Here is a 24,914-nt window from a genome sequence, read left to right as displayed (position 1 = left end):
ATTGTGGGGAATCGCAGCCGTGTTCCGCGGAGCCAACGCCGTCAGCCTCGATGCCAAGGGCCGTCTCGCCATGCCGAGCCGGTACCGTGACGAGCTCGATTCGCGTTGCAATGGTCAACTGATCGTGACCATCGACGCCGTTGACCCCTGCTTGTGTGTTTATCCCCTCGATGAGTGGGAACAGATAGAAGCCAAGTTGCGCGCCTTGCCGTCGTTGCGCGAGGAAAACCGTCGCCTGCAGCGTTTGCTGATCGGTAACGCGGTTGACCTGGAGCTCGATGGCAGCGGGCGTTTCCTGGTGCCGCCGCGCCTGCGTGAGTACGCCAAGCTGGACAAGAAGGCGATGCTGGTGGGGCAGCTGAACAAATTCCAGCTGTGGGATGAGGATGCCTGGAACGCGGTTTCGGCAGCCGACCTTGCAGCTATTCAACAACCGGGCGCCATGCCCGATGATTTGCGTGACCTGATCCTGTGACCATAGATAGCGGCTTCAACCACATCACCGTCCTCCTCGACGAAGCCGTCGAGGCCTTGGCCCTGCGCGCCGACGGTTGCTATCTGGATGGTACCTTCGGGCGCGGCGGCCACAGTCGGCTGATCCTCAGCAAGATTGGGCCGCAAGGGCGGCTGCTGGGGTTCGACAAGGATCCACAGGCGATTGCCACCGGGCAAGCGCTGGCGGCCGAAGACGGCCGCTTTGTCATTGTGCAGCGCAGCTTTGCCGAGCTGGGCGCCGAGGTGGCCGAGCGCGGCCTGGCAGGCAAGGTCAGCGGCATCCTGCTTGACCTGGGCGTGTCATCGCCGCAGCTCGATGACCCCGAGCGTGGCTTCAGTTTCCTCAACGACGGCCCGTTGGACATGCGCATGAACCCGAACCAGGGCATCAGCGCCGCCGAGTTCATCGCCACCGCGCCGGTCGAGGAAATCGCCCGCGTGTTCAAGGAGTATGGCGAGGAGCGTTTCGCCGGGCGCATGGCGCGTGCCGTGGTCGAGCGTCGCGAGAAGCAGCCGTTCACCCGTACCGCCGACCTGGCCGAAGTGCTCAAGGTCGCCAACCCGGCCTGGGAAAAGGGCAAGAATCCGGCGACCCGCGCCTTCCAGGGCCTGCGCATTCACGTCAACAACGAACTGGGTGACCTCGAGGCGGGCCTTGAAGCCGCGCTCGATGCCCTTGAAGTGGGCGGCCGCCTGGCGGTGATCAGCTTCCACTCGCTGGAAGACCGTATCGTCAAACTGTTCATGCGTAAGCTGGTCAAGGGCGAGGCGGACAACCTGCCGCGCAACCTGCCGGTGCAGCACAAGACCTTCGAGCCGAAGATCAAGCTCATCGGCAAGGCGCAGTTCGCCTCCGAAGCCGAGCTCAAGGCCAACCCGCGATCGCGCAGCGCCGTGATGCGGGTGGCGGAGAAGTTGCGGTGAGCCGGCTGTTTGCCAAACCTTTGCCAGGCGGAAGCTTCCTGATGCTTCTGCTGTTCGTCGCCGTCCTGATTTCGGCCATTGCCGTCTCCTACAGCGCCCACTGGAACCGCCAGTTGCTCAACACCCTGTATGGCGAGTTGAGCGAGCGCGACAAGGCCCAGGCCGAGTGGGGTCGGCTGATCCTCGAGCAAAGCACCTGGACCGCGTCCAGCCGTATCGAGAGCCTGGCCTCCGAGCAGCTCAAGATGCGCGTGCCCGCCGCTGACGAAGTGCGGATGGTGGCGCCATGATGAAGCTCGAGGGCGCACTCTACCCCTGGCGGTTCAGGGTGGTGATCGGCTTGCTGGCGCTGATGGTCGGTGCCATCTGCTGGCGCATCATCGACCTGCAGGTGGTCGACCGTGACTTCCTCAAGGGCCAGGGCGACGCCCGCAGCCTGCGCCATATCCCCATTCCCGCGCACCGTGGCCTGATCACCGACCGCAATGGCGAGCCGCTGGCCGTCAGTACCCCGGTCACCACCCTGTGGGCCAACCCCAAGGAAATGCAGGCGGCCAAGGAGCGCTGGCCGCAGCTGGCCGCCGCGTTGGGGCAGAACCCACAGCAGCTGACCGAGCGCCTCACCCAGCAGGCCAGCAAGGAATTCATCTACCTGGTCCGCGGCCTGACCCCGGAGCAGGGCCAGCACGTGCTCGACCTGAAGGTGCCGGGTGTCTACGGCCTGGAAGAGTTCCGCCGCTTCTATCCGGCCGGCGATGTCACCGCGCACATGGTCGGCTTCACCGACCTGGACGACCATGGTCGTGAAGGCGTCGAGCTGGCCTATGACGAATGGCTCGCCGGAGTGCCCGGCAAGCGGCAGGTGATCAAGGACCGGCGCGGCCGGCTGATCAAGGACATCCAGGTAACCAAGAACGCCAAGGCCGGCAAGACCTTGGCGTTGTCGATAGACCTGCGCCTGCAATACCTGGCCACCCGCGAGCTGCGCAACGCCATCGCCGAGCAGGAAGCCAAGGCCGGCAGCCTGGTGATCATGGACGTCAAGACCGGCGAGGTCCTGGCCATGGTCAACCAGCCGACCTACAACCCGAACAACCGCCGCAGCATGTTCCCGGCGGCCATGCGCAACCGGGCGATCATCGACGTCTTCGAGCCGGGCTCGACGGTCAAGCCGATCACCATGAGCGCCGCGCTGCAAAGTGGCCGCTGGAAGCCCACCGACAAGGTCGAGGTGTATCCGGGCAGCCTGCAGATCGGCCGCTATACCATCAAGGACGTGTCCAGGAGCGAGGGGCCGATCCTCGACCTGACCGGCATCCTGATCAACTCCTCCAACGTCGGCATGAGCAAGATCGCCTTCGATATCGGCGGCGAGGCCATCTACCGGGTGATGTCCCAGGTCGGCCTGGGCCAGTACACCGGCCTGGGCTTCCCTGGCGAGCGCGTCGGCAACCTGCCCAACCACCGCGAGTGGCGCAAGGCCGAGACCGCCACCCTGTCGTACGGCTACGGCGTGTCGGTGACCGCCCTGCAACTGGTGCATGCCTACGCCGCGCTGGCCAACGACGGCAAGATGGTGCCGCTGTCGATCCTCAAGGTCGACAAGGCGCCGGAAGCCGTGCAGGCGATCCCCAAGGAAACCGCCGAAACCGTGCAGGCCATGCTGCAGCAGGTGATCGAGGCGCCGCGCGGGGTATTCCGCGCCCAGGTGCCGTTCTACCACGTGGGGGGCAAGTCGGGTACCGCGCGCAAGGCCACCGTCGGCTCCAAGGGCTACACCGAGAACGCCTATCGCTCGCTGTTCGCTGGCTTCGGCCCGATGAGCGACCCGCGCTACGCCATCGTCGTGGTCATCGACGAGCCGAGCAAGGGCGGCTACTTCGGCGGCCTGGTCTCGGCCCCCGTATTCAGCAAAGTAATGTCGGGCACCCTGCGCCTGATGAATGTACCGCCGGACAACCTGCCGCCCTCGACGCAGCAAGCCAGCGCAGTACCCGCCAAGGGAGGGCGAGGTTGATGACGATGCCATTGAGCAAACTGTTTGCCCATGCCAGCCGCGATCCGTTGATCCGCGAGCTGACCTTGGACAGCCGCGCCGTGCGTCCGGGCGACCTGTTCCTGGCCGTGCCGGGGGCCAAGGTCGATGGTCGCGCGCACATCGCCGATGCCCTGGCCCGTGGCGCTGCCGCTGTGGCCTATGAAGAGCAGGGCGCCAGCGTGTTGCCGCTCACCGATGTGCCGCTGATTCCGGTCAAGGGCCTGATCGGCCAGTTGTCGCAGATTGCCGGGCGCTTCTATGGCGAGCCGAGTCGTCAGCTTGACCTGGTCGGCGTAACCGGCACCAACGGCAAGACCAGCGTGACCCAGCTGCTGGGCCAGGCGCTTGATGCCCTTGGCCGGCGTTGTGGCCTGATCGGCACGCTTGGCACTGGCTTCTATGGCGAGCTGCAGAGTGGCCGCCTGACCACGCCGGACCCGATTGCCGTGCAATCGACCTTGAACGACCTGAAAAAGGGCGGCGCCAAGGCCGTGGCCATGGAGGTTTCCTCCCATGCCCTCGAACAGGGTCGGGTGGCCGCGCTGGACTTCGATATCGCGGTGATGACCAACCTGTCCCGCGACCACCTGGACTACCACGGCAGCATGGAGGCCTACGAGGCCGCCAAGGCCAAGCTGTTCGCCTGGCCAAGCCTGCGCGCCCGGGTGGTCAACCTGGATGATGACTTTGGGCGTCGCCTGGCAGATGCTCCAGCCACATCGCGCCTGATCAGCTACAGCCTGCAGGATTCGGCGGCGACGCTGTTCTGCAAAGAGTCTGCCTTCAACGATGATGGCGTGCGTGCCGTGATCGTCACCCCACAGGGCGAGCATGTCCTGCGCAGCCGCCTGCTGGGGCGTTTCAATCTGAGCAATATGCTGGCGGCGGTAGCCACGCTGATGGCGCTGGATTACCCGCTGGATGAAATTCTCAAGGTCACCCCGCAACTGCACGGGCCGGTCGGCCGCATGCAGCGCCTGGGTGGCGGTGACAAGCCGTTGGTGGTGGTCGATTACGCCCACACCCCGGATGCTCTGGAGAAAGTACTCGAAGCCTTGCGTCCGCACGCTCACGGCAAGCTGCTGTGCCTGTTCGGCTGTGGTGGCGATCGTGACGCCGGCAAGCGTCCGCTGATGGCTGAAGTGGCCGAGCGCCTGGCCGACCGTGTGCTGGTCACCGACGACAATCCGCGTAGCGAAGACCCCCTGCGGATCTTCGACGATATTCGCCCTGGTTTCGCCAAGCCCGCGGTCGTCGCGTTCGTCGCTGGCCGTGGCGCGGCCATTGCCCAACTGATCGCCAGTGCCAGTGCCGACGACGTGATCGTCTTGGCAGGCAAGGGACACGAGGATTACCAGGAGATCAACGGCGAACGCCATGACTTCTCCGACCTGGTCGAAGCCGACAAGGCACTTGCAGCCTGGGAGGCGCCACATGCTTAAGCCGATGATTCTCAGCCAGCTGACCGGTGCCCTGGGTGCGCGCCTGGCAGGGGCCGACGCCAGCTTCAGCGGAGTGAGCATCGACAGCCGCACCGTCGGTGCCGGCCAGCTGTTCGTCGCCCTGACCGGGCCGCGCTTCGATGGCCACGACTATCTGGCCGACGTGAAAGCCAAAGGCGCCGTCGCCGCGCTGGTCGAGCGTGAAGTCAGCGATGTCGACCTGCCACAGCTGCTGGTCGCCGATTGCCGTATCGCCCTTGGCCAGCTCGGCGCCCTGAACCGTGCCGCCTTCGACAAGCCGGTGGTGGCCATCACCGGCTCCAGCGGCAAGACCACGGTCAAGGAAATGCTCGCCGCGATCCTGCGCACCCGCGGGCCGGTGCATGCCACCCGTGGCAACCTGAACAACGACCTCGGCGCACCTTTGACCCTGCTGGAGATCGCTCCGGAGCACAGCGCCGCGGTGATCGAGCTGGGCGCCTCGCGCATTGGCGAGATTCGCTACACCGTTGGCCTGACCCAGCCGCAAGTGGTCATCATCAATAACGCCGGTACCGCCCATGTCGGTGAGTTCGGTGGCCCGGAGAAGATCGTCGAGGCCAAGGGCGAAATCCTCGAAGGCCTGGGCGAGGGCGGCACGGCCATCCTCAACCTGGCCGACAAGGCGTTCGAGATCTGGCGCAAGCGGGCAGGCGCTCACCGCATCTTCAGTTTCGCCCTGGACAATCCGCAGGCGGACTTCCACGCCAGTGATATCGGGCGCGACGCTCGTGGCTGCCCGTCGTTCACCCTGCACGGCCCGACTGGCAGCGTCCCGGTGCAGTTGAACCTGCTCGGCACCCACAACGTCAGCAACGCCCTGGCCGCTGCCGCCGCCGCCCATGCCGTCGGTCTGAGCCTGAGCGGCATCGCCGCCGGTCTGAACGCCGTGCAACCGGTCAAGGGCCGCACCGTGGCGCAGATCGCGCCGAACGGCGTGCGGGTCATCGACGACAGCTACAACGCAAATCCCACCTCGATGTGCGCCGCCATTGATATACTCGCCGGCTTTTCCGGACGCACCGTCCTGGTGCTCGGGGATATCGGCGAACTGGGACAATGGGCCGAGGAAGGTCACCGCCAGGTGGGTGACTACGCACGCGGCAAGGTCGACGCGCTGTACGCGGTGGGTGCCAACATGGCTCATGCGGTCAAGGCGTTCGGCGCCAATGCCCGCCATTTCGCTACTCAAGCTGAGCTTATCGCTGCCGTTGGCACCGAGAATGCCAGCGACACCACTATCTTGATCAAGGGCTCGCGCAGCGCTGCGATGGAAAACGTCGTGGCCGCACTGTGTGGTGCCAGCGGGGAGAAACATTAATGCTGCTGCTGTTGGCTGAGTATCTGCAACAGTTCCACAAGGGCTTCGCGGTCTTCCAGTACCTGACCCTGCGCGGGATCCTGGGTGTGCTGACCGCGTTGTCCCTGGCCCTGTGCTTGGGCCCGTGGATGATCCGTACCCTGCAGATCCGCCAGATCGGTCAGGCCGTGCGCAACGACGGCCCGCAATCGCACCTGTCCAAATCCGGCACCCCGACCATGGGTGGCGCGCTGATCCTGTCGGCCATTGCCATCAGCACCCTGCTGTGGGCCGACCTGACCAATCGCTACGTATGGGTGGTCTTGATTGTCACCCTGGCGTTCGGCGCCATCGGCTGGGTCGATGACTACCGCAAGGTGATCGAGAAGAACTCCCGCGGCCTGCCGAGCCGCTGGAAATATTTCTGGCAGTCGGTGTTCGGCCTGGCCGCGGCGATCTTCCTGTACAAGACCGCGCCGACCAGCGTCGAGACCACGCTGATCATTCCGATGCTCAAGGACCTGGCGATTCCGCTGGGCGCCGGGTTCATCGTGCTGACGTATTTCGTCATCGTCGGCTCGAGCAACGCGGTCAACCTGACCGACGGCCTCGATGGCCTGGCGATCATGCCGACGGTGATGGTTGGCGGTGCCCTGGGCATCTTCTGCTACCTGTCGGGCAACGTGAAGTTCGCCGAATACCTGCTGATCCCGTACGTGCCTGGCGCGGGCGAACTGATCGTGTTCTGCGGCGCGCTGATCGGCGCCGGCCTGGGCTTCCTGTGGTTCAACACCTACCCGGCCCAGGTGTTCATGGGCGACGTCGGCGCACTGGCGCTGGGCGCGGCCCTGGGGACCATCGCGGTGATCGTCCGCCAGGAGATCGTCCTGTTCATCATGGGCGGCGTGTTCGTGATGGAAACCCTGTCGGTGGTCATCCAGGTGGCTTCGTTCAAGCTCACCGGCAAGCGCGTGTTCCGCATGGCGCCGATCCATCACCACTTTGAACTCAAGGGTTGGCCCGAGCCACGGGTGATCGTCCGCTTCTGGATCATCACCGTGATTCTGGTGCTGATTGGCCTTGCCACCCTGAAACTGAGGTAACCGAGCGTGTCACTGATCGCTTCCGACCAATTCCGCATCGTTGTCGGCCTCGGCAAGAGCGGCATGTCCCTGGTTCGCTTCCTGGCGAACCGGGGCATTGCCTTTGCGGTCGCCGACACCCGCGAGCAACCGCCGGAACTGGACACCCTGCGCCGTGAATACCCGCAGGTGGAAGTGCGCTGTGGCGAGCTGGACGTGGACTTCCTGTGCCGGGCCAACGAGCTGTATGTGAGCCCCGGCCTGGCCCTGGCCACGCCTGCCCTGCAGCAGGCCGCCGCGCGCGGCGTGAAGCTGTCCGGCGACATCGAGCTGTTCGCCCGCCACGCCAAGGCACCGATCGTCGCCATCAGCGGCTCCAACGCCAAGAGCACCGTGACCACCCTGGTCGGCGAGATGGCCGCCAAGGCAGGCAAACGTGTGGCAGTCGGCGGCAACCTTGGCACCCCGGCCCTCGACCTGCTGGCCGACGATGTCGAGCTGTACGTGCTGGAGCTGTCGAGCTTCCAGCTGGAGACCACCGACCAGCTCAACGCCGAAGTGGCCACCGTGCTGAACATCAGCGAAGACCACATGGACCGCTACAGCGGCCTGCCGGCCTATCACCTGGCCAAGCACCGGATCTTCCGCGGCGCCCGCCAGGTGGTGGTGAACCGCCAGGATGCCCTGAGCCGTCCATTGCCGGTCGAAGGCCGGCCGAGCTGGAGCTTCGGTCTCAACGCGCCGGACTTCAAGGCCTTTGGCCTGCGCGAGGTCGAGGGCGAGAAGTACCTGGCCTTCGAATTCCAGGCCCTCATGCCGGTGCGTGAGCTGAAGATCCGTGGCGCCCACAACCAGAGCAATGCCCTGGCCGCGCTGGCTCTCGGCCATGCCGCCGGCCTGCCATTCGAGCCGATGCTCGAGGCGCTGCGTGAATTCAAGGGCCTGGCCCATCGCTGCCAGTGGGTACGTGAGCGCAACGGAGTGAACTGGTACGACGATTCCAAGGCCACCAACGTCGGTGCGGCCCTGGCCGCCATCGAAGGCCTGGGCGCCGATATCGAAGGCAAGCTGGTACTGATCGCCGGTGGCGACGGCAAGGGCGCCGACTTCGCCGCCCTGCGCGAGCCGGTGGCTCAACACTGCCGTGCCGTGGTGCTGCTCGGCCGTGACGCCGAGCGTCTGGCCGAAACCTTGGGCGATGCCGTGGCGCAAGTCCGGGTCAAGAGCCTCGACGAAGCCGTGCAGCGTTGCGCCGAGCTGGCCCAGCCGGGTGACGCGGTACTGCTGTCGCCTGCCTGCGCCAGCCTCGACATGTTCAAGAATTTCGAAGAACGCGGGCGCCTGTTCGCCCAGGCGGCGGAGGGGCTGGCATGATCTTCGGCATCCTCAAACCGTACCCGTCGCCGCTGATCAGCGGCCGTGGCATCGACCTCGACTTCCCGCTGCTGGCCGGTTGCCTGGCGCTGCTGGGCCTGGGCCTGGTGATGATTACTTCGGCCTCCTCGGAAGTGGCCGCGGTGCAGTCGGGCAACCCGCTGTACCACATGTTCCGCCACCTGGTGTACGTCACCCTCGGCCTGGGCGCCGGGTTGATGACCATGCTGGTGCCGATCGCCACCTGGCAGCGCATGGGCTTCCTCATGCTGATCGGTGCCTTCGGCCTGCTGGTGCTGGTACTGGTACCGGGTATTGGCCGTGAAGTGAATGGTTCGATGCGCTGGATCGGCTTCAGCTTCTTCAACGTGCAGCCGTCGGAGATCGCCAAGGTCTTCGTGGTCATCTACCTCGCTGGCTACCTGGTGCGCCGGCAGACCGAGGTGCGCGAGAGCTGGATGGGCTTCTTCAAGCCGTTCATCGTGCTACTGCCGATGGCCGGCCTGCTGCTGATGGAGCCGGACTTCGGCGCCACGGTGGTGATGATGGGCGCCGCGGCGGCCATGCTGTTCCTTGGCGGGGTAGGGTTGTTCCGCTTCTCGCTGATGGTGGTGCTGGCGGTCATTTCGGTGGTGGTGCTGGTCCAGGCCCAGCCGTACCGCATGGCGCGCCTGATCACCTTCACCGACCCCTGGTCCGACCAGTTCGGCTCCGGCTACCAGCTGACCCAGGCGCTGATCGCCTTCGGCCGCGGCGAGTGGCTGGGTGTGGGCCTGGGCAACAGTGTGCAGAAGCAGTTCTACCTGCCCGAGGCGCACACCGACTTCGTGTTCTCGGTGCTGGCCGAAGAGCTGGGCGTGATCGGCTCGCTGCTGACCATCGCGCTGTTCGTCTTCATTACCGTGCGTGCGCTGTACATCGGCCTGTGGGCCGAGAAGGCCAAGCAGTTCTTCGCCGCCTACATGGCCTTTGGCCTGTCGTTCCTGTGGATCGGCCAGTTCCTGATCAACATCGGCGTGAACGTCGGCCTGCTGCCGACCAAGGGCCTGACCCTGCCGTTCCTCAGCTACGGCGGCAGCTCGCTGGTGATCTGCTGCGCCTGCGTCGGGCTGTTGCTGCGCATCGAGTGGGAGAGTCGCACGCATCTGGGCAGCGAGGAACACGAATTCAAGGAGAGCGATTTTGCCGAGGAGACCAGTCATGGCCGCTGACGGCAAGAACATCCTGATCATGGCCGGCGGTACCGGGGGCCACGTGTTCCCGGCCCTGGCCTGCGCCCGCGAGTTCCAGGCCCGTGGCTACAGCGTGCACTGGCTGGGCACCCCGCGTGGCATCGAGAACGAACTGGTACCCCAGGCCGGCCTGCCGCTGCACCTGATCCAGGTCACCGGCCTGCGTGGCAAGGGCAAGCTGTCGCTGCTCAAGGCACCGTTCACTTTGATCAAGGCCGTGCTGCAGGCGCGGCGCATCGTGCGTGAGCTCAAGCCGGTCTGCGTGGTCGGCTTCGGTGGCTATGTGACCGGCCCCGGCGGTGTTGCCGCCCGCTTGTGCGGGGTGCCGCTGGTGATCCACGAGCAGAATGCCCGCGCCGGCACCACCAATCGCCTGCTGCTGCCGTTGGCCGCACGTGTCTGCGAAGCCTTCCCGGACACCTTCGCCGCCAGCGACAAGCTGCGCACCACCGGCAATCCGGTGCGTGCTGAGCTGTTCATGGAGGCGGCACGCGCGCCCCTGGCCGAGCGCCGTGCGCGCCTGCTGGTCATGGGCGGCAGCCTGGGTGCGGAACCATTGAACAAATTGTTGCCTAAGGCCCTGTCCGAAGTGCCGGCGAACCTGCGCCCCGAGGTGTTCCACCAGGCCGGGAAAAACCACGCCCCTGTCACCGCCGAGCGTTATCACGAGGCGGGTGTCGAGGCCCAGGTCGAACCGTTCATCAAGGACATGGCCCATGCCTATGGCTGGGCCGATATGGTGGTGTGCCGGGCCGGCGCCCTGACCGTCAGCGAACTCGCGGCGGCGGGCCTGCCCTCGATGCTGGTGCCCTTGCCCCATGCCATCGACGACCACCAGACCCACAACGCCCAATACCTGGCTCGCGAAGGCGCCGCCTTCCTGATGCCACAAGCGACTACTGGCGCAGCGCAGCTCGCTGAACGCCTGAACGAGGTGCTGATGCAACCCGAGAAACTCAACGCCATGGCCGGCACCGCCCGCCGCCTGGCCAAACCTGGCGCAACCAGCACCGTGGTCGATATCTGCCTGGAGGTGGCCCATGGTTGAGAGCCAGAAAGCCATGCCCCACCCGAAAATGGGCCGTATCCGTCGCATCCACTTCGTCGGTATCGGCGGCGTGGGCATGTGCGGCATTGCCGAAGTGCTGCTGAACCTGGGCTATGAAGTGTCCGGTTCCGACCTGAAGGAGTCGCCGGTGACCGAGCGCCTGCAGTCGTTCGGCGCGCAGATCTTCGTCGGCCACCGCGCCGAGAACGCCGCCAACGCTGACGTGCTGGTGGTGTCGAGCGCGATCAACCCGGCCAACCCGGAAGTCGCCACCGCCCTGGAGCGCCGCATTCCCGTGGTGCCGCGCGCCGAGATGCTCGCCGAGCTGATGCGCTACCGCCACGGCGTGGCCGTTGCCGGCACCCACGGCAAGACCACCACCACCAGCCTGCTGGCCTCGGTGTTCGCCGCCGGTGGCCTGGACCCGACTTTCGTCATCGGTGGCCGCCTGACCGCGGCCGGCACCAACGCGCAGCTGGGCACCAGCCGCTACCTGATCGCCGAGGCCGACGAGAGCGACGCCAGTTTCCTGCACCTGCAGCCGATGGTCGCCGTGGTCACCAACATCGACGCCGATCACATGGCCACCTACGAAGGTGACTTCAACAAGCTGAAGAAGACCTTCGTCGAGTTCCTGCACAACCTACCGTTCTACGGGCTGGCGGTGATGTGCCTGGACGACCCGGTGGTGCGTGAGATCCTGCCGCAGGTCAAGCGTCCGACCGTCACCTACGGCTTCAGCGAAGAGGCCGATATCCGCGCCATCAACGTGCGCCAGCAAGGCATGCAGACCCACTTCACCGTGCTGCGCCGCGACTGCGAGCCGCTGGAAGTGTCGGTGAACATGCCGGGCAACCACAACGTGCTCAATGCACTGGCCACCATCGCCATCGCCACCGACGAAGGCATCAGCGACCAAGCCATCGTCCAGGGCCTGTCGGGCTTCCAGGGCGTCGGTCGACGCTTCCAGGTGTACGGCGAGTTGCCGGTCGACGGCGGCAGCGTGATGCTGGTCGACGACTACGGCCACCACCCGACCGAAGTCGCCGCGGTGATCAAGGCCGTGCGTGGCGGCTGGCCGAGCCGTCGCCTGGTGATCGTCTACCAGCCGCACCGCTACAGCCGCACCCGCGACCTGTACGACGATTTCGTGCAGGTGCTGGGCGATGCCAACGTGCTGCTGCTGATGGAGGTCTACCCGGCCGGCGAAGAGCCGATCCCCGGTGCCGACAGCCGCCAGCTGTGCCACAGCATCCGCCAGCGCGGCAAGCTCGACCCGATCTACATCGAGCGCGGCGCCGAGCTCGCGCCGCTGGTCAAGCCGCTGCTGCGCGCCGGCGACATCCTGATCTGCCAGGGTGCCGGTGATGTCGGCGGCCTGGCCCCGCAACTGATGAAAAGCCCGCTGTTCGCCGGCGCCAAGCAGGAGAAGTCGAAATGACCAGCGCCTACGACACGCTGCATTCCACCCTCGACGTCAAGGCCTTCGGCCGCGTCGCCGTGTTGTACGGTGGCAAGAGCGCCGAGCGCGAGGTCTCGCTCAAGTCGGGCAGGGCCGTGATCGAGGCGCTGAGCAGCGCCGGAGTCGACGTGGTCGCCATCGACGTCGGTGACGACCTGCTGGATCGCTTGCAGAACGAGAAGATCGACCGCGCCTTCATCATCCTCCACGGCCGTGGCGGTGAGGACGGCAGCATGCAGGGCCTGCTCGAATGCCTGGGCATCCCTTACACCGGCAGCGGCATCCTCGCCTCGGCGCTGGCCATGGACAAGCTGCGCACCAAGCAGGTGTGGCAGAGCCTGGGCATCCCGACCCCGCGTCACGCGGTGCTGGGCAGCGAGCAGGATTGTGTTGCCGCCAGTGCGGAACTGGGCTTCCCGTTGATCGTCAAACCTGCCCATGAAGGTTCGAGCATCGGCATGGCCAAGGTGAACAGCGAGCAGGAACTGGTCGCCGCCTGGAAAGACGCCGCCAAATACGATTCGCAGGTACTGGTCGAGCAATGGATCCACGGCCCGGAGTTCACCGTCGCCGTATTGCGTGGCCAGGTGCTGCCGCCGATCGCGCTGGGCACCCCGCACGTGTTCTACGACTACGACGCCAAATACATCGCCAATGACACCCAGTACCGCATCCCGTGCGGCCTGGACAGCGTCAAGGAACAGGAACTGATCGACCTGACCGCGCGCGCCTGCGATGCCGTTGGCATCGAGGGTTGGGGCCGGCTGGACGTGATGCAGGACGAGCAGGGCCGGTTCTGGCTGCTCGAGGTCAACACCGCACCGGGCATGACCGACCATAGCCTGGTGCCCATGGCGGCCCGCGCCGCCGGCCTGGACTTCCAGCAACTGGTGCTGGCGATCCTGGCCGACAGCGTAGCGAAGCGAGGTTAACCAGCCATGCAAGGCGCGATGATACGTCAGCAACCACCCGTTACCGGCCGCAGCAAGCCGGTGCCACGTGGTGCCAGCCGACTGGTGGCCGACGAGCCCGTATCGGCGCGCCTGCCTCGGCCAAGCTTCGGCGGTCTCAAGCGCCTGTTGTGGCCGGTGCTGCTGGTGGCCGCGGGCTTTGGCGCCTACGAGGGCGCCATCCGCCTGATGCCCTACGCCGACCGGCCGATCACCAAGATCGACGTGCAGGGCGACCTCAGCTACATCAGCCAGCAGTCGGTGCAGCAGCGCATCGCCCCCTATGTGGCGGCGAGCTTCTTCACCGTCGACCTGGCGGCGATGCGCGTGGAACTGGAGCAGATGCCCTGGATCGCCCATGCCGAAGTGCGCCGGGTGTGGCCGGACGAGGTGGTGATCCGCCTGGAAGAACAGTTGCCGGTGGCGCGCTGGGGCGACGAGGCCTTGCTCAACAACCAGGGCCAGGCCTTCACCCCGCGCGAGCTGGCCAACTACGAGCACCTGCCGCAGCTGTTCGGGCCGCAGCGCGCTCAGCAACAAGTCATGCAGCAGTATCAGGTATTGAGCCAGATGCTGCGCCCCATGGGCTTTTCCATCGCTCGCCTGGAGCTGCGCGAGCGAGGCAGCTGGTTCCTGACCACTGGTGCGGGCAGCGCCGGGCAGGGCGTCGAGCTGCTGCTGGGGCGCGACCATCTGGTGGAGAAGATGCGCCGTTTCATTGCCATTTACGACAAATCGCTTAAAGACCAGATCACCAATATCGCCCGCATCGATCTGCGTTATTCCAACGGACTTGCCGTTGGTTGGCGGGAACCGAATGCACCGACGACGGCCCAACCCGCCGTTGCGAAGAATTAGAGAGAGGCAGGACCATGGCAAACGCGCATAGCGGCAAAATGATCGTCGGGCTGGACATCGGCACCTCCAAGGTGGTGGCGCTGGTGGGTGAGGTCGGCGAGGACGGCACCCTGGAAATCGTCGGGATCGGCACCCATCCGTCCCGCGGCCTGAAGAAGGGCGTGGTGGTGAACATCGAATCGACCGTGCAGTCGATCCAGCGCGCCGTCGAAGAGGCCCAGCTGATGGCCGGCTGCCGCATCCACTCGGCGTTCGTCGGCGTGGCCGGCAACCACATCCGCAGCCTGAACTCCCACGGCATCGTCGCCATCCGCGACCGCGAAGTCAGCACCGCCGACCTCGAGCGCGTGCTCGATGCCGCCCAGGCCGTGGCCATTCCGGCCGACCAGCGGGTGCTGCACACCCTGCCGCAGGACTACGTGATCGACAACCAGGAAGGCGTGCGCGAGCCCCTGGGCATGTCGGGCGTGCGCCTGGAAGCCAAGGTCCATGTGGTCACCTGCGCGGTCAACGCGGCGCAGAACATCGAGAAGTGCGTGCGCCGCTGCGGCCTGGAAATCGACGACATCATCCTCGAGCAGCTGGCCTCGGCCTACTCGGTGCTGACCGACGACGAGAAAGAGCTGGGCGTGTGCCTGGTGGACATCGGCGGCGGCACCACCGACATCGCCATCTTCACCGAAGGCGCGATCCGTCACACCGCGGTGATCCCGATCGCCGGCGATCAGGTCACCAACGATATCGCCATGGCCCTGCGCACCCCCACGCAGTACGCCGAGGAAATCAAGATCCGCTACGCCTGCGCCCTGGCCAAGCTGGCCGGTGCCGGCGAGACCATCAAGGTGCCGAGCGTCGGCGACCGCCCGCCGCGCGAGCTGTCGCGCCAGGCCCTGGCCGAAGTGGTGGAGCCGCGTTACGACGAGCTGTTCACCCTGATCCAGGCCGAACTGCGTCGCAGCGGTTTCGAGGACCTGGTGCCGGCCGGCATCGTCCTCACCGGCGGCACCGCGAAGATGGAAGGCGCCGTGGAACTGGCCGAGGAGATCTTCCACATGCCAGTACGCCTGGGCGTGCCGCACAGCGTTCGGGGCCTGAGCGACGTGGTGCGCAACCCGATCTATTCCACCGGCGTGGGCCTGCTCACCTACGGCCTGCAGAAGCAGTCCGAGGACCCGTCCCTGACCGGTATCAGCAACAGCAACAGCAGCAACAACAGCTATGGCGATGAACCGAAGGGCCCTGTGCTTGAACGACTCAAGCGTTGGGTCCAGAGCAACTTCTAAGTTTCAAAGCAGTAGTGGTAGGCGCGACAACTAGAGAACTGTAAGGAGAGGGAAAATGTTCGAGCTCGTAGACAACGTCCCGCAAAGTCCGGTCATCAAGGTGATCGGCGTTGGCGGTGGCGGCGGCAACGCCGTCAACCACATGGTCAAGAGCAGCATCGAAGGCGTGGAATTCATCTGCGCCAACACCGATGCTCAGGCGCTGAAAAACATCGGCGCACGCACCATCCTGCAACTGGGCACGGGTGTGACCAAGGGCCTGGGTGCCGGTGCCAATCCGGAAGTCGGTCGTCAGGCCGCGCTGGAAGACCGTGAGCGCATCGCCGAGGTGCTGCAGGGCACCAACATGGTGTTCATCACCACCGGCATGGGCGGCGGTACCGGTACCGGCGCGGCGCCGATCATCGCCGAAGTGGCCAAGGAAATGGGCATCCTCACCGTTGCGGTGGTGACCCGTCCGTTCCCGTTCGAGGGTCGCAAGCGCATGCAGATCGCCGACGAAGGCATCCGTATGCTGGCTGAGAGCGTCGACTCGCTGATCACCATCCCCAACGAGAAGCTGCTGACCATCCTTGGCAAGGATGCAAGCCTGCTGTCCGCCTTCGCCAAGGCCGACGACGTGCTGGCCGGTGCCGTTCGCGGTATCTCCGACATCATCAAGCGTCCGGGCATGATCAACGTCGACTTTGCCGACGTGCGCACCGTGATGGGCGAGATGGGCATGGCGATGATGGGTACCGGTTGCGCCAGCGGCCCGAACCGTGCTCGCGAAGCCACCGAAGCGGCGATCCGCAACCCGCTGCTCGAGGACGTCAACCTGCAGGGCGCCCGCGGCATCCTGGTGAACATCACCGCCGGTCCCGACCTGTCGCTGGGCGAGTACTCCGACGTGGGTAGCATCATCGAGGCCTTCGCCTCCGACCACGCGATGGTCAAGGTCGGCACCGTGATCGATCCGGACATGCGCGACGAGCTGCACGTGACCGTGGTGGCCACTGGCCTGGGCGCGCGTATCGAGAAACCGGTCAAGGTGGTCGACAACACCCTGCAGACTGCCCAGCAGGTGTATGAGTCCTCCAACCCGGCCCCGGTTCGCCAGGAGCAGTCGGCGGTCAACTACCGTGACCTGGAGCGTCCGACCGTGATGCGCAACCAGGCCCACGCGGGTGCCGCGGCGGCAGCTAAACTCAACCCTCAGGATGATCTGGACTACCTGGATATCCCGGCGTTCCTGCGTCGTCAGGCCGATTAATGGAATTTATCAGGGGTATTAGGGTGATTGGTGTTCAGCAAAGGCCGGGTCTGTTATCATCCCCAGCCTTTGTTGATACCTGTTCGCAATTTGCGCTGAAGCGGCCAATGCCATGATTAGACAACGCACCCTGAAGAATACCATCCGTGCCACAGGTGTCGGCCTGCACTCCGGGGAGAAGGTCTACCTGACCCTCAAGCCTGCGCCTGTCGACACCGGCATCGTCTTCCGTCGCGCCGACCTCGACCCTGTGGTCGAAATCCCGGCGCGCGCGGCCAACGTCGGTGAGACCACCATGTCCACGACATTGGTCAACGGTGACGTCAAAGTCGATACGGTCGAGCACCTGCTCTCCGCCATGGCGGGCCTGGGCATCGATAACGCCTACGTCGAGCTCTCCGCCTCGGAAGTGCCGATCATGGATGGCAGCGCCGGACCCTTCGTATTCCTGATCCAATCGGCCGGCCTGGAAGAACAGGACGCAGCCAAGAAGTTCATCCGCATCCTGCGCGAAGTGACAGTGGAAGAGGGCGACAAGCGCGCCACTTTCCTGCCTTTCGACGGGTTCAAGGTGAGCTTCGAGATCGACTTCGATCACCCGGTCCTCAAGGGCCAGACCCAGAGCGCGGTCGTCGATTTCTCCAGCACCTCGTTCGTCAAGGAAGTCAGCCGTGCCCGCACGTTCGGCTTCATGCGTGACATCGAGTACCTGCGCAAGCACAACCTTGCGTTGGGCGGCAGCGTGGAGAACGCCATCGTGGTCGACGAGACCGGCGTGCTTAACGAAGACGGCCTTCGTTCCGATGACGAATTCGTCAAGCACAAGATCCTCGACGCCATCGGCGACCTTTATCTGCTGGGCAACAGCCTGATCGGCGAGTTCAAGGGCTACAAGTCCGGGCACGCGCTGAACAACCAGCTGCTGCGCAAGCTGATCGCCGAAACCGACGCTTGGGAAGTGGTCACCTTCGAAGATGCCAGCACGGCACCGATCTCGTACATGCGCCCTGTTGCGGCCGTGTAAGTTCGAACACTCTCTCTAGTGTGATTAAGGCCACCTTCGGGTGGCCTTTTTTATGGCCGCTGATTGCCCGTCACTCGTTAGTACTGCACGATCCCTGTAGGAGATTACACAGCCCTTACGGGCTGCGCTGTCGCGCAGGAAACAGAGTTCCAGCGTGGGAGCGGGCTTGTCGGAACGCCGCACCGCCCGGAACACCGGCGAAGCCGGTGCCATACACCGCATCGCGGGGCAAGCCCGCTCCCACGCTACCCAGTCAAATCAAAGAATTATGTTTTGTTCCATGAGAGCGGCCTTGCCGAGGCGTCGGACCGGCCGGAAAGGGCCGCAAAGCGGCCCCAGGATTTCAGTGTTTTTTCAGAATCGTCGGGGCCGCCTGGCGGCCCTTTCCGGCCGGTCCGACGCCTCGGCAAGGCCGCTCCTACAGGATGATGTTCTGGGCCTTCAGTTCTTGCTCTGCGCATGCGCCGCCAGGCGCTCCAGCGCTGCGCGCAGCTTCGGGTCGCTGATGCCCTCGGCCGAACCTAGGATGCTGTCTGCGGCAGATTCCGACAGTTCAGGCCCGTGACCTTCGTGTTTTGCTGCTACCAGCGGTGGTTGCACCTTGAACTGGATACGGCTCAGGTTGGCGAACGCCTCCATGGCTTGCAGCTGGCGTTGCAGGCGCTTCTGCTGGTAGCGCAGACGGGTGGCCCAATGGCCGTCGGTTACCACCAGCAATAATGTCCCTTCCTTCCAGGAGGCCACGTGGCAGTGCTCGCGGGCGGCCGGTTGCAGCTGGCTCTCCAGCAGGCGCTGCAGGTGCTCGAGGCGTTCGGCCTGGTTGAGCAGCAGGCGCAGTGGCCGTGCCTTGCGCAACAGGTCGGCGGGGGGGCGGGCAGGGGTGGGTTTGTAGGCCATGGAGGTCTGCAGAGGGTTACAGGATCGACAGTCTACCAGTTGGGCATTCATCGCGGGGCAAGCCCGCTCCCACGCCAGCGTGTGGCGGGGCGTGGGAGCGGGCTTGCCCCGCGAGCGGTCGCCGGATCTTGATGCAAGTCATTCGCGATACGTTTCATCTTCGCGCACCTTGAACTTGCGCAAAAAGCCCCTATGTTAGTCAGGCCCCCTAAAAGCGCTGTGCCAGCATCGTGGAAATCCACCACTTTCCTCACCATCGTTTCCGGGTAGAATGCTCGTTCGCATGCGGCCTCAGGGCTGCACGGGCGACTCACGGGGCCGCCCTCCATCCCTACGTGTGGAAGATCCTGCCGATATGTTTGCGCCTTTGTTAAAAAAACTTTTTGGAAGCAAGAACGAGCGTGAAATCAAACGCATGCTCAAGACGGTGAGCACCGTCAATGCCTTCGAAGAGAAGATGGTGGCCCTCTCCGACGAGCAGCTGCGGGGCAAGACCGCAGAGTTCAAGGAGCGTCTGGCCAAAGGCGAGACTCTCGACCAGCTGCTGCCCGAAGCCTTCGCCGTGGCCCGCGAGGCCGGCAAGCGCGTGATGGGCATGCGTCACTTCGATGTCCAGCTGATCGGCGGCATGACCTTGCACGAAGGCATGATCGCAGAAATGCGTACCGGTGAAGGCAAGACCTTGGTCGGTACCCTGGCCGTGTACCTCAACGCATTGTCCGGCAAGGGCGTGCACGTGGTCACCGTCAACGACTACCTGGCCCGCCGCGACGCCAACTGGATGCGTCCGCTGTACGAGTTCCTCGGCCTCAACGTCGGCATCGTCTCGGCCTTCCAGCCGCCGGAAGAAAAGCGTGCCGCCTATGCCGCCGACATCACCTACGGCACCAACAACGAATTCGGTTTCGACTACCTGCGCGACAACATGGCGTTCAGCCAGGACGAGAAGTTCCAGCGTGAGCTGAACTTCGCCGTGATCGACGAAGTCGACTCGATCCTCATCGACGAGGCGCGCACCCCGCTGATCATCTCCGGCCAGGCCGAGGACAGCTCCAAGCTGTACATCGAGATCAACCGCCTGATCCCGCGTCTGACCCAGCACATCGAGGAAGTCGAAGGCCAGGTGACCCAAGAGGGCCACTACAGCATCGACGAGAAGAGCCGCCAGGTCGAACTGAACGAGGCCGGCCACCAGTTCATCGAGGACATGCTGACCCAGTCCGGCCTGCTGGCCGAGGGCGAGAGCCTGTATTCGGCGCACAACCTGAGCCTGCTGACCCACGTCTACGCCGGCCTGCGCGCGCACAAGCTGTTCCACCGCAACGTCGAGTACATCGTCCAGGAAGGCCAGATCCTCCTGATCGACGAACACACCGGCCGCACCATGCCGGGCCGCCGCCTGTCCGAAGGCCTGCACCAGGCCATCGAGGCCAAGGAAAACCTGAACATCCAGGCCGAGAGCCAGACCCTGGCCTCGACCACCTTCCAGAACTACTTCCGTCTCTACAGCAAGCTGTCCGGCATGACCGGTACCGCCGACACCGAGGCGTTCGAGTTCGCCCAGATCTACAACCTCAACGTGATGGTCATCCCACCGAACAAGCCGTTGGCCCGCAAGGACTTCAACGACCTGGTGTACCTGACCGCCGACGAGAAGTACGCCGCGATCATCGCCGACATCAAGGAAAGCATGGCTCATGGCCGTCCGGTCCTGGTCGGTACCGCGACCATCGAAACCTCCGAGCACATGTCCAACCTGCTCAAGAAGGAAGGTATCGACCACAAGGTCCTGAACGCCAAGTACCACGAGAAAGAAGCCGAGATCATCGCGCAAGCCGGTGCTCCGGGCGCGCTGACCATCGCCACCAACATGGCCGGTCGTGGTACCGACATCCTGCTGGGCGGCAACTGGGAGGCCGAAGTGGCCGCCCTGGACAACCCGACCACCGAGCAGATCGCCCAGATCAAGGCCGACTGGCAGAAGCGTCACCAGCAGGTGCTGGAAGCCGGTGGCCTGCACGTGATCGCCTCCGAGCGCCACGAGTCGCGCCGCATCGACAACCAGCTGCGTGGCCGTGCCGGCCGTCAGGGCGATGCCGGTTCCAGCCGCTTCTACCTGTCGCTGGAAGACAGCCTGATGCGCATCTTCGCCTCCGACCGGGTGAAGAACTTCATGAAGGCCCTGGGGATGCAGTCCGGCGAGGCCATCGAGCACCGCATGGTGACCAACGCCATCGAGAAGGCGCAGCGCAAGGTCGAAGGCCGCAACTTCGACATCCGCAAGCAACTGCTCGAATACGATGACGTGGCCAACGAGCAGCGCAAGGTGATCTACCACATGCGCAACAGCCTGCTGGCCGCCGAGAACATCGGCGACACCATCGCCGAGTTCCGCCAGGAAGTGCTCGATGCCACCATCAGCCAGCACATCCCGCCGCAATCGCTGCCCGAGCAGTGGGACGTGGCCGGCCTGGAAGCTTCGCTGGCCAGCGACTTCGCCATCAAGCTGCCGATCCAGCTGTGGCTCGACGAGGACGATCACCTCTACGAGGAGACCCTGCGCGAGCGGCTGATCAAGGAAATCACCGACGCCTACAACGAGAAGGAAGATCAGGCCGGCATCGACGCCCTGCGCACCTTCGAGAAGCAGATCCTGCTGCGCGTGCTGGACGACCTGTGGAAAGACCATCTGTCGACCATGGACCACCTGCGCCACGGTATCCACCTGCGTGGCTATGCGCAGAAGAACCCGAAGCAGGAGTACAAGCGCGAGTCGTTCACCCTGTTCCAGGAACTGCTGGAGTCGATCAAGCGCGACACCATCCGCGTGCTGTCGCACGTCCAGGTACGCCGCGAAGACCCGGCCGAGGAAGAGGCGCGCCTGCGCCGCGAGGCCGAGGAACTGGCCAGCCGCATGCAGTTCCAGCATGCCGCCGCGCCGGGCCTGGAAGGTGAGCAGCTGGCTGAGGAGGGCGCTGAAGTCGCGGTGGCCTCTGCACCGGTTCGCAACGACATGAAGCTGGGCCGCAACGAGCCGTGCTGGTGTGGTTCGGGCAAGAAATTCAAGCATTGCCATGGTCAGATTGAATGATCTGAATTCGCCACTGGCTTGAGATCCCGGGGCTGCCTTGCAGCCCTTCGCGGCACAAGGCCGCTCCTACAGGAATCGCAACACCCCTGTAGGAGCGGCCTTGTGCCGCGAAAGGGGCGCAAAGCGCCCCCTAATTCCCCACAATTTTCTAGGAGCGCTCTAATGGCTGTTGGTCTTGGTCCCCTGCCCACCCTGCACCCGGTTCCCGGTTTCGAACTCGGTATCGCCTCGGCGGGCATCAAGCGCCCAGGGCGCAAGGATGTGGTGGTGATGCGCTGCGCCGAAGGCTCCAGCGTCGCCGGCGTGTTCACCCTGAACGCCTTTTGCGCGGCCCCGGTGATCCTCTCCAAGCAGCGTGTGCAGGGCACCGTGCGTTATCTGCTGACCAACACCGGCAACGCCAACGCCGGGACCGGCGCGCCGGGTCTGGCCGCCGCCGAGCGCACCTGCGCCAAGCTGGCGGAGCTTGCCGGCGTGCCGGCGGAGTCCGTGCTGCCGTTCTCCACCGGCGTGATCGGCGAGCCGCTGCCGGTCGAGAAGATCGAAGGCGCGCTGCAGGCCGCCCTGGACAACCTGTCGGAAAACCACTGGGCCGAAGCCGCCACCGGCATCATGACCACCGACACCCTGCCCAAGGGCGCCAGCCGCCAGTTCCAGTACGACGGCAAGACCATCACCGTCACCGGCATCAGCAAGGGCGCGGGCATGATCCGCCCGAACATGGCCACCATGCTCGGCTACATCGCCACCGACGCCAAGGTCGCCCCCGCGGTGCTCAAGGACCTGATGCTCGACGGCGCCAACAAGTCGTTCAACCGCATCACCATCGACGGCGACACCTCGACCAACGACTGCTGCATGCTGATTGCCACCGGCAAGGCCGATGTGCCGGAGGTGACCGAGGCCAGCGGCGCACTGTTCGACGCGCTGAAGAAAGCGGTGTTCGAGGTGTGCATGGAGGTGGCCCAGGCCATCGTCCGTGACGGCGAAGGCGCCACCAAGTTCGTCACCGTGCAGGTCAACGGCGGTGGCAACCACCAGGAGTGCCTGGACGTCGGCTACGCCGTGGCCCACTCGCCGCTGATCAAGACCGCGCTGTTCGCCTCCGACCCCAACTGGGGCCGTATCCTTGCCGCTGTCGGTCGTGCCGGCGTGCCGGCGTTGGACGTGAGCCTGATCGATGTGTACCTGGACAGCGTGTGCATCGCCAGCCAGGGTGGGCGCAGCCCGAGCTACACCGAGGAGCAGGGCTCCAAGGTAATGGCCCAGGAGGAGATCACCATCCGCATTGAGCTGGGTCGTGGCCAGTGCAGCGAAACCATCTGGACCACCGACCTGTCCCACGAGTACGTGAAGATCAACGCCGAATACCGGACCTGATGCATAGGGGCCGCTTTGCGGCCCTTTCGCGGCACAAGGCCGCTCCTACAAGGGAACGCGATCTCCTGTAGGAGCGGCCTTGTGCCGCGAAAGGGCTGCAAGGCAGCCCCAATATCCCGATTCCGCTGGAGCCCAATCATGAGCTATCACCTGATCATCGGCGACAAGCTGTATTCCTCCTGGTCGCTACGCGGCGCCCTGGCCCTCGAGCTGGCTGGCGTCCCCTACGAAGAAACCCTGGTCAAGCTCAACCAGCCTGACACCCGCCAGCGCCTGCTGGCCTTCTCGGCCACCGCCAAGGTACCGCTGCTCAAGAGCGAGCACGGTGTGATCGCCGACTCCCTGGCCATCGCCGAATACCTCAACGAACGCCACCCCGAGGCCCGCCTGTGGCCCGAGGACATCGCCGCCCGTGCCCAGGCCCGTTCGGCCTGCGCGCAGATGCACAGCGGCTTCTTCGCCCTGCGTGGCGCCATGCCATTCGACCTGTCTCGTGACCAGGCGCTGGATGAGGTGCCGCTGGACGTGCAGGTCGATATCGACCGCATCGTTACCCTGTGGAACGAATGCCGCGTGGTCGCCAAGGACAACGGCCCGTTCCTGTTCGGCCGGCCGACCCTGGCCGACGCCTTCTTCGCGCCGGTGGCCGTACGCCTGCGTACCTACCGTGTTGCGGTGCCGGCCGAAGCGGCTGCCTACATCGAGACCATCTACCAATGGCCGGCCTTCCAGGCCTGGCAACAAGCTGGCCTGGCGGAGCGTGAAGGGTGAAACGGATTCATGTAGTCGCAGCGGTCATTCGTGGCGCCGACGGGCGGATCCTGATTGCCCGCCGCGCCGATACCCAGCACCAGGGCGGCCTGTGGGAGTTCCCCGGCGGCAAGGTGGAGGAGGGTGAGGGCGTCGAGGCGGCGCTGGCCCGTGAGTTGCGTGAGGAACTGGGTATCGAGGTCGCGACTTCGCGGCCGTTGATCAAGGTCAGCCACGACTATCCGGACAAGCAAGTGCTGCTGGATGTGCGTGAAGTGCACGCCTTTACCGGCGAGCCCCATGGCGCCGAGGGGCAGCCCCTGGCCTGGGTGGCGCCGCGTGATCTTGGTCAGTATGAGTTCCCCGAGGCCAACAAGCCGATCGTCGCTGCGGCGCGCTTGCCCGACCAGTACCTGATCACCCCGGACGGTTTGGAGGTGCCTGAGCTGCTCAAGGGTGTCCAGAAGGCCGTGGCCAGCGGCATCAAGCTGATCCAGCTGCGTGCGCCGGACATGTACGACCCCAAGTACCGCGACGTCGCGGTGGATGCGGTCGGCCTGTGTGCTGGCAAAGCCCAGTTGATGCTCAAGGGGCCGCTGGAATGGCTGGGCGACTTCCCGTCAGCGGGCTGGCACCTGACCGCCGCGCAGTTGCGCAAGTATGCCGCCAAGGGGCGGCCATTCCCGAAGGAGCGTTGGCTGGCGGCGTCCTGTCACAGCGCTGAGGAGTTGGCGCTGGCCGAGCAGATGGGGGTGGACTTTGTCACCCTGTCGCCGGTGCAGGCGACCCAGACTCATCCGGAGGCGGTGCCGCTGGGGTGGGACGAGGCGCAGCGGATGATCGGCGGGATCAGCCATCCGGTGTTTCTGCTGGGCGGGGTCGGGCCGAGCGAGCGTGAGCGGGCCTGGGAGGTTGGGGCGCAGGGTGTTGCGGGGATTCGGGCGTTCTGGCCTGAGATCTGATACATCAGGCCATCGCGGGGCAAGCCCGCTC

21 protein-coding genes are annotated in these 24,914 nt (G+C 65.1%); 20 read left to right on the top strand and 1 reads right to left on the bottom strand.

Going from position 1 to position 24,914, the window contains the following annotated elements; translation table 11 throughout:
• Window positions 1-19: 19 nt before the first annotated feature.
• The 16 genes from mraZ to lpxC all read left to right on the top strand — a co-directional run bounded on the left by mraZ (window position 20) and on the right by lpxC (window position 17,803).
• Complete coding sequence (gene mraZ / locus ACZ899_RS14355; RefSeq protein ID WP_011535546.1) at window positions 20-475, top strand: division/cell wall cluster transcriptional repressor MraZ; 456 nt, start codon at window positions 20-22, stop codon at window positions 473-475.
• Window positions 472-1,419: a 16S rRNA (cytosine(1402)-N(4))-methyltransferase RsmH gene (rsmH, locus tag ACZ899_RS14350; protein ID WP_442800003.1), complete on the top strand. Its 948-nt coding sequence runs from the start codon at window positions 472-474 to the stop codon at window positions 1,417-1,419. Before mraZ ends, rsmH begins: the two co-directional genes overlap by 4 nt.
• Window positions 1,416-1,709, top strand: coding sequence for a cell division protein FtsL (gene ftsL, locus ACZ899_RS14345; protein ID WP_028689746.1), 294 nt, complete (start codon window positions 1,416-1,418; stop codon window positions 1,707-1,709). The genes rsmH and ftsL overlap by 4 nt, the downstream gene beginning before the upstream one ends.
• Entirely contained in the window at window positions 1,709-3,436 is a 1,728-nt protein-coding gene (locus tag ACZ899_RS14340) for a peptidoglycan D,D-transpeptidase FtsI family protein (RefSeq protein ID WP_234562093.1), read from the top strand. The genes ftsL and ACZ899_RS14340 overlap by 1 nt, the downstream gene beginning before the upstream one ends.
• Complete coding sequence (locus ACZ899_RS14335; RefSeq protein ID WP_234562082.1) at window positions 3,436-4,899, top strand: UDP-N-acetylmuramoyl-L-alanyl-D-glutamate--2,6-diaminopimelate ligase; 1,464 nt, start codon at window positions 3,436-3,438, stop codon at window positions 4,897-4,899. Before ACZ899_RS14340 ends, ACZ899_RS14335 begins: the two co-directional genes overlap by 1 nt.
• Complete coding sequence (locus ACZ899_RS14330; protein WP_234562084.1) at window positions 4,892-6,259, top strand: UDP-N-acetylmuramoyl-tripeptide--D-alanyl-D-alanine ligase; 1,368 nt, start codon at window positions 4,892-4,894, stop codon at window positions 6,257-6,259. The genes ACZ899_RS14335 and ACZ899_RS14330 overlap by 8 nt, the downstream gene beginning before the upstream one ends.
• A complete protein-coding gene (gene mraY, locus ACZ899_RS14325) occupies window positions 6,259-7,341 on the top strand; it encodes a phospho-N-acetylmuramoyl-pentapeptide-transferase (protein WP_234562086.1) in 1,083 nt (360 codons plus the stop codon). Before ACZ899_RS14330 ends, mraY begins: the two co-directional genes overlap by 1 nt.
• 6 nt (window positions 7,342-7,347) lie before the next feature.
• The gene (gene murD / locus ACZ899_RS14320; protein WP_203647908.1) at window positions 7,348-8,694 is read left to right on the top strand and encodes a UDP-N-acetylmuramoyl-L-alanine--D-glutamate ligase; all 1,347 of its coding nucleotides are present in this window, start codon (window positions 7,348-7,350) and stop codon (window positions 8,692-8,694) included.
• Window positions 8,691-9,905, top strand: coding sequence for a putative lipid II flippase FtsW (gene ftsW / locus ACZ899_RS14315; RefSeq protein ID WP_189657241.1), 1,215 nt, complete (start codon window positions 8,691-8,693; stop codon window positions 9,903-9,905). The genes murD and ftsW overlap by 4 nt, the downstream gene beginning before the upstream one ends.
• Window positions 9,895-10,974, top strand: a complete 1,080-nt coding sequence (murG, locus tag ACZ899_RS14310) for an undecaprenyldiphospho-muramoylpentapeptide beta-N-acetylglucosaminyltransferase (RefSeq protein ID WP_203647907.1) — start codon at window positions 9,895-9,897, stop codon at window positions 10,972-10,974. The genes ftsW and murG overlap by 11 nt, the downstream gene beginning before the upstream one ends.
• Entirely contained in the window at window positions 10,967-12,415 is a 1,449-nt protein-coding gene (murC, locus tag ACZ899_RS14305) for a UDP-N-acetylmuramate--L-alanine ligase (RefSeq protein ID WP_203647906.1), read from the top strand. The genes murG and murC overlap by 8 nt, the downstream gene beginning before the upstream one ends.
• A complete protein-coding gene (locus tag ACZ899_RS14300) occupies window positions 12,412-13,368 on the top strand; it encodes a D-alanine--D-alanine ligase (RefSeq protein ID WP_203647905.1) in 957 nt (318 codons plus the stop codon). The genes murC and ACZ899_RS14300 overlap by 4 nt, the downstream gene beginning before the upstream one ends.
• A gap of 6 nt (window positions 13,369-13,374) precedes the next feature.
• Window positions 13,375-14,244, top strand: coding sequence for a cell division protein FtsQ/DivIB (locus ACZ899_RS14295; protein WP_232854668.1), 870 nt, complete (start codon window positions 13,375-13,377; stop codon window positions 14,242-14,244).
• Window positions 14,245-14,258: 14 nt separating this feature from the next.
• Complete coding sequence (gene ftsA, locus ACZ899_RS14290; protein ID WP_028689735.1) at window positions 14,259-15,527, top strand: cell division protein FtsA; 1,269 nt, start codon at window positions 14,259-14,261, stop codon at window positions 15,525-15,527.
• Between the two features lie 55 nt (window positions 15,528-15,582).
• Complete coding sequence (gene ftsZ / locus ACZ899_RS14285; protein ID WP_054894013.1) at window positions 15,583-16,779, top strand: cell division protein FtsZ; 1,197 nt, start codon at window positions 15,583-15,585, stop codon at window positions 16,777-16,779.
• A 112-nt stretch (window positions 16,780-16,891) separates the two neighbouring features.
• Window positions 16,892-17,803: a UDP-3-O-acyl-N-acetylglucosamine deacetylase gene (gene lpxC, locus ACZ899_RS14280; RefSeq protein WP_028689733.1), complete on the top strand. Its 912-nt coding sequence runs from the start codon at window positions 16,892-16,894 to the stop codon at window positions 17,801-17,803.
• A 441-nt stretch (window positions 17,804-18,244) separates the two neighbouring features.
• On the opposite strand, the gene ACZ899_RS14275 is transcribed toward lpxC, so the two are convergent.
• Window positions 18,245-18,700, bottom strand: a complete 456-nt coding sequence (locus ACZ899_RS14275) for a DUF721 domain-containing protein (protein ID WP_050703854.1) — start codon at window positions 18,698-18,700, stop codon at window positions 18,245-18,247.
• 355 nt (window positions 18,701-19,055) lie between these two features.
• Here ACZ899_RS14275 and secA point away from each other — a divergent pair, with 355 nt between their 5' ends.
• From secA to ACZ899_RS14255, 4 genes are all read left to right on the top strand, one after another.
• Window positions 19,056-21,791: a preprotein translocase subunit SecA gene (gene secA / locus ACZ899_RS14270; protein WP_234563107.1), complete on the top strand. Its 2,736-nt coding sequence runs from the start codon at window positions 19,056-19,058 to the stop codon at window positions 21,789-21,791.
• A gap of 162 nt (window positions 21,792-21,953) precedes the next feature.
• On the top strand, window positions 21,954-23,171 hold the full coding sequence (argJ, locus tag ACZ899_RS14265) for a bifunctional glutamate N-acetyltransferase/amino-acid acetyltransferase ArgJ (RefSeq protein ID WP_234563108.1): 1,218 nt from the start codon (window positions 21,954-21,956) through the stop codon (window positions 23,169-23,171).
• A 138-nt stretch (window positions 23,172-23,309) separates the two neighbouring features.
• Window positions 23,310-23,942, top strand: coding sequence for a glutathione S-transferase family protein (locus tag ACZ899_RS14260; RefSeq protein WP_234563109.1), 633 nt, complete (start codon window positions 23,310-23,312; stop codon window positions 23,940-23,942).
• Complete coding sequence (locus tag ACZ899_RS14255; RefSeq protein ID WP_234563110.1) at window positions 23,939-24,883, top strand: Nudix family hydrolase; 945 nt, start codon at window positions 23,939-23,941, stop codon at window positions 24,881-24,883. The genes ACZ899_RS14260 and ACZ899_RS14255 overlap by 4 nt, the downstream gene beginning before the upstream one ends.
• Window positions 24,884-24,914: the final 31 nt, after the last annotated feature.

The organism is Pseudomonas sp. TE31087, from assembly GCF_057284075.1.
Note: the sequence above shows the minus strand (reverse complement) of the source record. Positions and strands in the feature narration are given on the sequence as shown.